The organism is Micromonospora sp. NPDC007208 (assembly GCF_042869175.1).
Lineage (GTDB): Bacteria > Actinomycetota > Actinomycetes > Mycobacteriales > Micromonosporaceae > Micromonospora > Micromonospora foliorum.
Window position 1 is genome coordinate 69,922 of sequence record NZ_JBIAFG010000025.1, and the last position, 9,692, is coordinate 79,613.

Below are 9,692 nucleotides of genomic sequence, written 5' to 3' on the forward strand. Positions count from 1 at the left end.
GGCTCGGATCAGCGGGCTCGCACCGGGCCGGTGCTGGAACGCAACGAGATGGGCGGGCTGTACAGGCGGTGACGTGGCACGGCGCCGGGAGCCGCGATGATCTCCAACAGCAGCGACACCGCCTCGGCGCCCATCTCGACCATCGGCACGTCGGCGGCGGTCAGCGGCGGGCGGAAATCCTCCGCCCAGTGCTGGGCGGCGACTCCGGTGACGGAGAAGTCGCGTGGCACCGACAGCCCGGCGCCGGTCAACGCGCGCTGCATCCCGGGCAGTGCGGCCTCGTTGATGGTGGCCACCGCGGTGACCTCCGGGTGTGTCGCGAGCAGCTGCTCCATACACGCCTCGCCGGAGGCGGTGTCGTCGCCGCTGCAGACCTCCACGCCGGTCAACCCCCGCTCCGCCGCCGCCGCCCGAAACCCGGTCAGCGCGCGATGGCTGGGGCCGTACCCGGCGGCCACCAACTCGGCGGACCGGTTCACGAGCGCCACGTGCCGGTGCCCCAGATCGGCCAGGTGCTGCACGCACCGGGCGATCAGCCCGGCGTAGTCGATGTCGATCCAGCTCATTCCGTGCGGCTCGGCGGTCCGGCCGATGGTGACGAACGGCAGCCCGGCCTTGGTCAGCCGGGTCACCCGGTCGTCGGCCAACCGGATCTCCATGAGGACCACGCCGTCCACCCGACGCCCGGTGACGATCCGCTCGAACGAGCGGTCATGGTCGCCACCGGAGGGGGACAGCAGCACGTCGAGGTCATGGCGCGCGGCCGCCTCGACGACGCTGGCGACGAAGCCCAGTTGCATGTCGGTCAGCCGCTGGCTCGCCGGCGGGATGACCAGCCCGAGGGTGCGGGTGCGCCCCTCCTTCAGCGCACGGGCGCTGGCGTTCGGCCGGTAGTCCAACTCGTCGATGACCGACTGGATCCGTTGCCGGGTCGCCTCGGAGACGCTGCGTTTCCCGCTGAGCACGTAGGAGACGGTGCTGCGGGACACCCCCGCCCGGCGAGCGATCTCCCCGATGTTCATCAATCGCCCTCGAATCGACTTTTGCCCCGACACGGGGACGCACCTTGCTCCGCTGACCAGCATATCCGTCCCCGGGCTCGTCGATCGATGAGCAGCGCTTGCCAACTAGCGCCATTAGATGGACAGCCATTAATGTCACAGGTATGACGTGTGACGTCAAATTCACACCCCACCCCCACCACCCTGCGGAAAGGATCCGATGAATGTGAGGAGAAAGCTGGGTCGCCTGCTGGCCGCCACCGGGACCCTGTTGGCCCTCGTCGTCGGCGCTGGCGTCTACGTGGTCTCGGACGCGCCGGGCATCGCCCACGCCGCCGGCACCGGCCCGTGTGACCTCTACGCCTCCGGCGGCACGCCGTGCGTCGCCGCACACAGCACCACCCGCGCGCTCTACGGCGCGTACAACGGCCCGCTCTACCAGGTCCGACGATCGTCGGACAACACCACCCGCGACGTCGGTGTGCTCAGCGAGGGCGGCTACGCGAACGCGGCCACCCAGGACACGTTCTGCGCCAACACCAACTGCGTCATCACGATCATCTACGACCAGTCCGGTCGCAACAACCGCCTCACCCAGGCGCCCCCCGGCTACTTCGTCGGCCCCGCTCCCGGCGGATTCGACAACCTCGCCGACGCGAAGGCGGCGCCGGTCACCGTCGGCGGCCAGAAGGCGTACGGCGTCTACATCGCCCCCGGCACCGGGTACCGCAACAACAACACCAACGGCGTCGCGACCGGCGACCAGCCCGAGGGCATCTACGCGGTGGTCGACGGCACGCACTACAACCAGTGGTGCTGCTTCGACTACGGCAACGCGCAGACCAACAACCTCGCCGACGAACGCGCCATCATGGAGACCGTCTACTTCGGCGCCAACAAGCAGTGGGGCTACGGGGCGGGGGCCGGCCCCTGGATCATGGCCGACCTGGAGTGGGGGCTCTTCTCCGGAGTCAACGCGGGCTACAACAACATCGCGTCGATCAACCACCGCTTCGTCACCGCCATGGTCAAGGGCGAGCCGAACCACTGGGCGATCCGGGCCGGCAACGCCCAGTCGGGCAGCCTGACGACCTACTTCGACGGGCCGCGCCCCAACGGGTACCACCCGATGAAGAAGGAGGGCGCGATCCTGCTCGGCATCGGGGGCGACAACAGCATCACCGGTCGCGGCACCTTCTTCGAGGGCGTGTTGACCTCCGGCTACCCGACGGCGGCCACCGAGAACGCCGTCCAGGCCAACATCAACGCCGCCGCCTACGCGCCGGCCGGCGGCGGCAACCCGCAACAGAACGTCCAGGTCGTCGGCGCCCAGTCCGGCCGCTGCGTCGACGTACCGAACGGCAGCACCACCAACGGCACCCAGGTCCAACTCTGGGACTGCGTCGGCAACACCGCGCAGCGCTGGACCTACACGGCCGGCAAACAACTCCAGGTGTACGGCAACAAGTGCCTCGACGCCAACGGTCAGGGCACCGCCAACGGCACCCAGGCCATCATCTGGGACTGCCACGGCGGCACCAACCAACAGTGGAACCTCAACTCGAACGGCACCATCACCGGCGTCCAGTCCGGGCTCTGCCTCGACGCCAACGCGGCCGCCACCGCCAACGGCACCAAGCTCATCCTCTGGGCCTGCAACGGCGGTACCAACCAGCGGTGGTCCACCCGCAGCTGACCCACCGCACGATCGGTCGGTCGTGCCGCCCCCGCAGCGCCGTCGGGGGCGGCGCGATCGTGAGTTCTTCGTCGTCGCGCCACCGGCCCTTGTCGCTCGGCAGTTCCTCGGTCGCACACATGGTGGGGCAGAGGCCAAGGACTCAGCCTTCCAGGTAGGCGAGGACCGCCAGGATGCGGCGGTTGTCGTCCTCGGAGGGCTTGAGACCGAGCTTGGTGAAGATGCTGTTGCTGTGTTTGCTGACGGTCTTCTCCGTGACGAACATCCGGGCGGCGATCGCAGCGTTCGAGCGGCCCTCGGCCATCAGGGTGAGGACCTCATGCTCGCGTGGGCTCAGCTCCAGGAGCTTGGGGTCGGTGGAGCGGTGGGTGAGTAGCGCACTCACCACGTCGGGGTCCATGACGGTGCTGCCGGTAGCGACCTGCCGGACACTGGCGACGAATTGGTCGACGTCCGTAACCCGGTCCTTCAACAGGTAGCCCACCGCGCCCGCGCGATCCGACATCAGCTCCCTGGCGTAGATCTGCTCGACATACTGCGACAGCACCATGATGGGCAGCCCTGGAATCTGGCGGCGGGCCTCGATCGCGGAACGCAGCCCCTCGTCGGTGAAGGTCGGCGGCAACCGCACGTCGACGATGGCGACGTCGGGGCGGTGCGTCGTCAGCGACCGGATCAGCGCGGGGCCGTTGTCAACGGCTTCCACGACCTCGAACGAATTGGCCCGCAGGATCCTGATCAGGCCCTCACGGAGCAGGGCGAGGTCCTCGGCTATCACGATACGCACGGCAGCGACATCCTCACCTCGGTAGGTCCGCCCGGCGGGCTGTCAACGGTCAGCGTGCCGTCGAAGGCCGCGAGGCGACGGACGATGCCACGCAGGCCCGTGCCGGAATCGATCGAAGCACCCCCACGGCCGTCGTCGGACACCAGCATCGTCAGTTCCCCGGCAGCGCCGCCCCGGTGGGGTGCGAACTCCACGGTGATCCGGATCTGCTGGGCCTGGGCGTGCTTGACGGCGTTCGACAAGGCCTCGGCGACGGCGAAGTAGGCCGCGGACTCGATCGGGGCCGGCAGCCGTCCGGGTAGGCGGGTCACCACAGTTGTCGGGATCGGATTGACCAGGGCCAGGGCCTTGAGTGCGCCGTCCAGGCCACGGTCGGCCAGTACCGGCGGATGGATGCCTCGTACCAGGTCGCGCAGCTCGGTGAGGGCGCTGGAGGTCGACTCGCGGGCCTCGGCCAGCAACCGCTGGACGGCCTGCGGATCGTTGGGCAGTAACTGTTCGGCCAAGCCCAGGCTCATACCCAGCGACACCAGCCGGGCCTGCGCGCCGTCGTGCAGGTCGCGTTCGATGCGGCGCAGTTCACCGGCCTGGGTGTCGACGGTCTCAGCTCGCGAGGTTGCCAACTGTTGGACGCGGGCCCGCAGGCGCGCCTGTTCGGTGGGGCCGAGCAGAGCGCGGATCACCCGAGCGTTGAGGTTCGCGAGGCGTACCGCAGTGACGTACCAGAGCAGAAGGAGAACCGGACCGAGCGGTACCAGCCCGAACGACTGCGCGACGCTGTGCAGCCGGAAGCCCTCCCCCAGCGGAGTGCGGAATACCTGAGAAGGCGTCAGCTGATAGATGAGCGGATAGATCAGGTATACGACTCCGAAGACGAAGAACAGCAGCGAGAGTCCGCAACTCAACCAAATGGTGATCGAGTTGACCACCAACCAGATCCAGTCCCGCCACGTCGCCGGGTCGCGCAGGATCGTCCAGAGCCGCACCGGCCACCCGGCGTCCGGCGTCGGCTGATAGGGCCGGGCGGGCACCGGTTCGCCGAGCCGGTCGGCGGCCCACTGGCGATGCAGGTCGGCAAACCAGCGCACCAGTACGGTCGCGAGCAGGGTCAGTGGGATTCCGGCGCCAAGCGCGGCGATCGATATCGAGGTGATCCAGAGTGTGGCCAGCACGGCACCTAGGACCGCGCCCGGCACCAGCACCAGCGACCAGCCCAGCAGGCTCATCCGCTGGGCCAGCGCGGAGCGCGGAATCGGACCGCTGCGAGCGACGCGACCCGGCCCGGAGCCCTCCCGCGAGGGCGAGGAGCCGCCGGACCGGGCGGTTCCGCTGTTATCGGTCATCTCACTCCATCATTGCGCATCGTGCCGAACCGCCGGACTGGTGATTCATGGTGGCCGGCGATCCGCGCGTAGGCAGCTCCGGTCCGCTCCCCGAATCTCGACCACCACCTCGCCGTCACCGGGATCCGGACCGTGTGGCTTATCGCGCTCGCCTACGGGCAGCGCCGGTAAACCAGGCTCGCCGGTCCTGTCAGCCGTCGGCCCGATGGCCTTTACTTGACCGTGGCGGTCATCTGTTCGATTTCCTTGAGCACCAGGGCGGGCTTGTCCTGGGGAACGTCGTGCGAGCTTCCCTCGGCGATGACGAGTGTGCGGTCGGGCCCCGCCTTGGTGAACGCCGCTGCCGCGTCGCGCCAGGCCTGAGCGTCCTGCGGAGATCCATCGAAGGGCGTCTTGTCCGACACGATGTAGATGACGGGAACGCGGTCGGGCCAGGAGACCTTGTGGTACGCCTGGTGTGTGGGACCGAAGTTGTCGGCCGTAGCGATGAGCTGGCGGTTCGCCTTCGTCGACGGCGCCTTCTTGAGCTCTTCGATCTGCGGCGCGGTCAGCGCGACGAGGCGTTGGGTCTGGGCGTCGGTGAAGAATTGCGGCACGTTGGCATCGATGAGCACCGCCCCGGAGACAACGCCGGGGTTCGCGAGGACGAAGTAGTGGGCCACCTCTCCTGCCTGCGAGTGGCCCGCGAGGACCACGTTCTGGGTGACGCCGAGTTCACGCAGACCAGCCTGCAGGTCGGAGGCGGCGGCCTTGGGGTCCCATGGGCCCTTCACCTCCTCGCTGGCGCCCAGACCGGCCCGGTCGTAGGTGATGATCTGCGATCCGGTGACCTGCGACAGCTGCGGCACCAGGGCATCCCAGTACGAGGAGTCCTCGCCACCGCCGGCGTCCAGCACGATGGTGGGAGAACTTCCGGGCGTGACGTGGAAGGCAAGCTGATGCCCGTTGTTGGCGATCATGTGCAAGCCCGCTGCGGGGGCCGCACCTGCCGGGCCGGCCGCGCTTGTCGAGGTCGAGGGAACCGGGGCTACCGAACTGGCCGTGGGCGCGGCCTTCGGCGCCGCCGAGTCATCACACCCGGCGACTGCCGCTATCACGGCGACGGGAAGGACGAGGGCCAGGGCGGCCCGATGGAACCGGGAGATCTTCTGCGTGGTCATGGAAATGAGCTTCCACGGTTTGTGGATCTTGCTCGATCCTGCTACCTCCCAGTCGGGTTGGGAGTTACCCCTACCCTCGCCAGGGGCACATCAGAACCCGTCAGGCAGGTGCCCGGTCCGGGTCGGGCGCACCAGCGCCCGCCGGTGGGCCGATCAGCAGGATCCGTCCTGGCCAAGATGACCGACGGTCACCGACCCAGCCACCAGCACCGATGAACGGGACGGCAATCAGCACGATCGCCCCGAGCGCCCGCTCCGGTGGCCACTCCGCGAGCGTGTGGGTGCGGTGCCACGAACGGGCGATCGCCCGCCGCCCGGGCCGGGTAGGTTTCGGGGCTGGGCGAACAGCGGGGGTCGCATGGTCAAGGGTTGGCACGGCTGGTTCGGTACGTTCAACGGCGTCGTCCTCATCACGGTGGTCGTCCTACCGTTGGCCGCGCTGGCGGTGTGGGCCCTGACACGCCGCCGCCGTGCCGCCGGCACCACGGCGGCGTGGCGGACGTCGCTGGCCGACGTCGGCATCGTCTACGGCACAGTGCCGTGGGTATGGATGATCATGTTGCCGGGTGAGCAGGCCGGCGCCGTGTCCGGTCGGGTGACAGTGGTGCCGCTGCGCGACCTGCTCACGATCTTCTCCGACGGTGGGCCGCTGACGGCGACGGTCCAGGTCGTCGGCAACCTGCTGGTCTTCGCGGCCCTGGGGTTCTTCGCCCCGCTGCGGTTCCCGGCGCTGGCGTCGGTACCGCGGATCCTGGTCCTCGCGGCCGGCTGCTCGGTCCTGGTGGAGACCGCCCAGTACGTCCTGCGGCTGGACCGCGTGTCGTCGGTGGACGACGTCCTGCTCAACGCCGCGGGCGCCGGGCTGGCAGCGTTGGCGTCCCGCCGCTGGTGGCGCGCCATCCCTGACACGTCCACGGATCGTCGGCCTCAGCCGGCCCCGGCAGCGGGACGCTGAGCGTCGGAGGGGGGAGCTACCATCCGCTGGTGATCGAGGAATTGATCAGGAGAGCGGCGGACGAGGACGACGACGCGATCGAGGAGTTGAGCGAGATCGCCGCCGCCGACCCCCAGAGGCTGTCGCCGTACCACGGGGCCCTGCTCGACCTCGATCTGCTGTGGCCGGCGACGTTGTACCGGGCGGCCGGCGCCGACGTGGTCGGCCGGGTCATCGAGCAGGTCGACGGCGGGCGGACGCCGGAGTGCCTCAACGACCTGCTCCTCATCCTGGCCCACAGCGCTCACCCGCTCGCCGAGAACGCCCTGCGTCGCTGGTCGACGCACCCACCGGCCGGTGCGGACGCCCTGCACGTGGGGGTGCTGAGCTACGCGGTCGAGGGCGGTTGGACGATCGGCCCGGACGGCAACCGGCGGAACCTGTGCGCGGACATCGCGTACCGGTGGGTCATGCGGGACGCGCCCTCATCCACGGACCGACCCGCCTGCCCCTGGTGCGCGTCACCACTCTGGGTCGCCGCCGACCTCGACACCACAGACCCCGCCATCGGCGCCGCGCTGGCCCACACCGGCTGGTCCGGCCGCCTGGTCATCGAGACCTGCCACTTCTGCGCCTGCTACACGACGTTGTACAGCCGGGTCACACCGGCCGGCGCCACCACCTGGTGGGCTGACAACACCCGGCCGAGCTACCTGGGTGGCGATGCCGGGCCGGAGGACCCGCCGACACTGCTCCCGGTTCCCGGGCCGGCCCTGACCAGCCCGTACCAGGCCAGCGCCTGGAATCGGGGCGGCTCCACCCTGGGTGGCCGGCCGGACTGGATCCAGGACGCCGAGCACGCCGAGTGCCCCGGCTGCGGCGACCCGATGGACTACGTGGGTCTGATCGGCGGCGCGGACCTGGACGAGGTCGGTGAGGGCGCGTACTACCTGCACCTGCACCAGCCGTGCGGGTTCGCCGCGGTGAACTACCAACAGAGTTGACCGCGGTTGGTGCTGCACCTGCTTTGAACAAGCCGGCCGACCCGGCGACGCGTACGCGACCCTGATTCTTCACGTCGATGTCACCGCCCGATCCCTCGGGTGACGTGTCGCTGTCCGTCCGCAGGAGTTGGCTGCCAGTCGTCGCACTTGTCCTGACCAGGAGCTGATCCACGTGCCTTCCTCTCGTCGTACCTTCCTCGCCAGCGGCGCCGCCGCCGGCGTCGGCCTCGCCGTCGCGGGCGGCCTGCCGTCGCTGGCCCAGGCCAGCCCGGCCCGGCCGCACCCGCCGGTGAAGCCCGGTAACGTGCCCTTCCCGCCGCTGGTGGACGACCCCAAGGGAGTCCTGGCGCTGCCCAAGGGCTTCAGCTACACCGTGGTCACCCGGACCGGCGTCACCCGGCTCGACCGCGGCCAGGGCACGACCCCGTCGGACCACGACGGCATGGCCGTCTACGACGCCGGCCGCGGCCGGTACACGCTGATCCAGAACCACGAGATCGACCCGGGCGCCGAGTTCGGCGTGCCGCACGTCAAGGGAACGGTCTACGACGCGGGCGCCGTCGACGCCGGCGGCTGCACTGTGATCAAGACCGACCTCGCCGGCCGCAACCTGGGTGAGTTCGTGGCGCTCTCCGGCACCATCTCCAACTGCGCCGGCGGGCCGACCCCCTGGGGCACCTGGCTCACCTGCGAGGAGACCGAGGACCGGGCCGGCGACACGTGGGAAGAGGGCAGCCGGTCCGGGGTCTACCAGAAGGACCACGGCTACGTCTTCGAGGTGTGGGCCGACGGCAGCGCCGACCCGAAGCCGATCAAGTGCCTCGGCCGCTACTCCCACGAGGCCCTGGCCGTCGACAAGGACCGCACCCGGATCTACCTCTCCGAGGATGCCGACGAGCCCAACGGCCTCTTCTACCGCTGGACGGCGCCACACGGCGTCAAGCTGGGCCCCGGCGTGCTCACCCGCCTCGCCCCGAACGCCGGTGTCCTCGCCGCGATGCAGATCATCATGGATGACGGTTCGGTGCTGCCGGACGTCGCCTACCTGACCTCCGCCCAGCTGGGCCGCCCCTTCCCGGTCCGGTGGATCGAGGTGCCGGACCGCGACGCGCGCACCACGTCGGTGCGCGAGCAGTTCGCCGACGGCCAGGTCACCCGCGGACGCAAGTTCGAGGGCGTGTGGGCCACCGACGAGGGCGTGTACGTGGTCAACTCCTACGCCTGGGACGAGGGTGACCTCCCGGCGGACGCCGCGCCGCACGACGGAATGGTCTGGTTCTACAACTACAGGAACCAGACCATCCAGCTCGTGACGTACTTCCCGCACCAGACCGCCTCCGAGGAGGGTTCGCCGGTCAAGTACACCGACCTCACCTTCGACGGCCCGGACAACGTGACCGTCACCCCGTGGGGAAGCCTCGTGCTCGCCGAGGACGGCGCGGGCGCCTCGCACGTGCTCAGCACGATCCCGGGCGGGCCCACGTACGCGATCGCCCGCAACCAGCTCAACGACTCGGAGTTCTGCGGGCCGACGTTCAGCGCGGACGGCAAGGTGCTCTTCGTCAACATGCAGGACCCGGGCCTCACCCTGGCCATCACCGGTCCGTGGGAGAAGTACCTGGGCTGACCGAGCCCGACCGTGGGGGGGCCGGGGCCCCCCCGGGCCCCCCCCCCCCCCCCCCCCGCCCCGGGCGCGCCGGGGCCCCCCCCCCCCCCGGCCCCGGGGGGGGGGGGGCCCCGTAACGGGGGGGGGGGGACGGGCCGGCC

8 protein-coding genes are annotated in these 9,692 nt (G+C 70.0%); 4 read left to right on the forward strand and 4 right to left on the reverse strand.

What is annotated here, in order from left to right; genetic code table 11:
• Positions 1-8: 8 nt before the first annotated feature.
• Positions 9-1,022, reverse strand: a complete 1,014-nt coding sequence (locus ACFYL6_RS31815; RefSeq protein WP_355430210.1) for a LacI family DNA-binding transcriptional regulator — start codon at positions 1,020-1,022, stop codon at positions 9-11.
• A 199-nt stretch (positions 1,023-1,221) separates the two neighbouring features.
• On the opposite strand from ACFYL6_RS31815, the gene ACFYL6_RS31820 reads away from it, so the two are divergent.
• Entirely contained in the window at positions 1,222-2,697 is a 1,476-nt protein-coding gene (locus ACFYL6_RS31820) for an arabinofuranosidase catalytic domain-containing protein (RefSeq protein WP_387176927.1), read from the forward strand.
• A 142-nt stretch (positions 2,698-2,839) separates the two neighbouring features.
• On the opposite strand, the gene ACFYL6_RS31825 is transcribed toward ACFYL6_RS31820, so the two are convergent.
• The 3 genes from ACFYL6_RS31825 to ACFYL6_RS31835 form a co-directional block, all read right to left on the reverse strand.
• Positions 2,840-3,484, reverse strand: a complete 645-nt coding sequence (locus tag ACFYL6_RS31825) for a response regulator transcription factor (RefSeq protein WP_007459523.1) — start codon at positions 3,482-3,484, stop codon at positions 2,840-2,842.
• Positions 3,472-4,686 carry a sensor histidine kinase gene (locus ACFYL6_RS31830; RefSeq protein WP_387176928.1) on the reverse strand — a complete coding sequence of 405 codons (1,215 nt, stop codon included), beginning with the start codon at positions 4,684-4,686 and terminating at the stop codon, positions 3,472-3,474. The genes ACFYL6_RS31825 and ACFYL6_RS31830 overlap by 13 nt, the downstream gene beginning before the upstream one ends.
• Before the next feature lie 353 nt (positions 4,687-5,039).
• Positions 5,040-5,987, reverse strand: a complete 948-nt coding sequence (locus ACFYL6_RS31835) for an alpha/beta fold hydrolase (protein ID WP_387176929.1) — start codon at positions 5,985-5,987, stop codon at positions 5,040-5,042.
• 358 nt (positions 5,988-6,345) lie between these two features.
• Here ACFYL6_RS31835 and ACFYL6_RS31840 point away from each other — a divergent pair, with 358 nt between their 5' ends.
• The 3 genes from ACFYL6_RS31840 to ACFYL6_RS31850 all read left to right on the forward strand — a co-directional run bounded on the left by ACFYL6_RS31840 (position 6,346) and on the right by ACFYL6_RS31850 (position 9,552).
• Positions 6,346-6,942 (forward strand): VanZ family protein, encoded by a 597-nt coding sequence (locus ACFYL6_RS31840; protein WP_387176930.1) that lies wholly within the window; start codon positions 6,346-6,348, stop codon positions 6,940-6,942.
• A 29-nt stretch (positions 6,943-6,971) separates the two neighbouring features.
• Positions 6,972-7,925: a hypothetical protein gene (locus tag ACFYL6_RS31845; RefSeq protein WP_387176931.1), complete on the forward strand. Its 954-nt coding sequence runs from the start codon at positions 6,972-6,974 to the stop codon at positions 7,923-7,925.
• 172 nt (positions 7,926-8,097) lie between these two features.
• Positions 8,098-9,552 carry an alkaline phosphatase PhoX gene (locus ACFYL6_RS31850; protein ID WP_387176932.1) on the forward strand — a complete coding sequence of 485 codons (1,455 nt, stop codon included), beginning with the start codon at positions 8,098-8,100 and terminating at the stop codon, positions 9,550-9,552.
• The last annotated feature ends 140 nt before the right edge of the window (positions 9,553-9,692 follow it).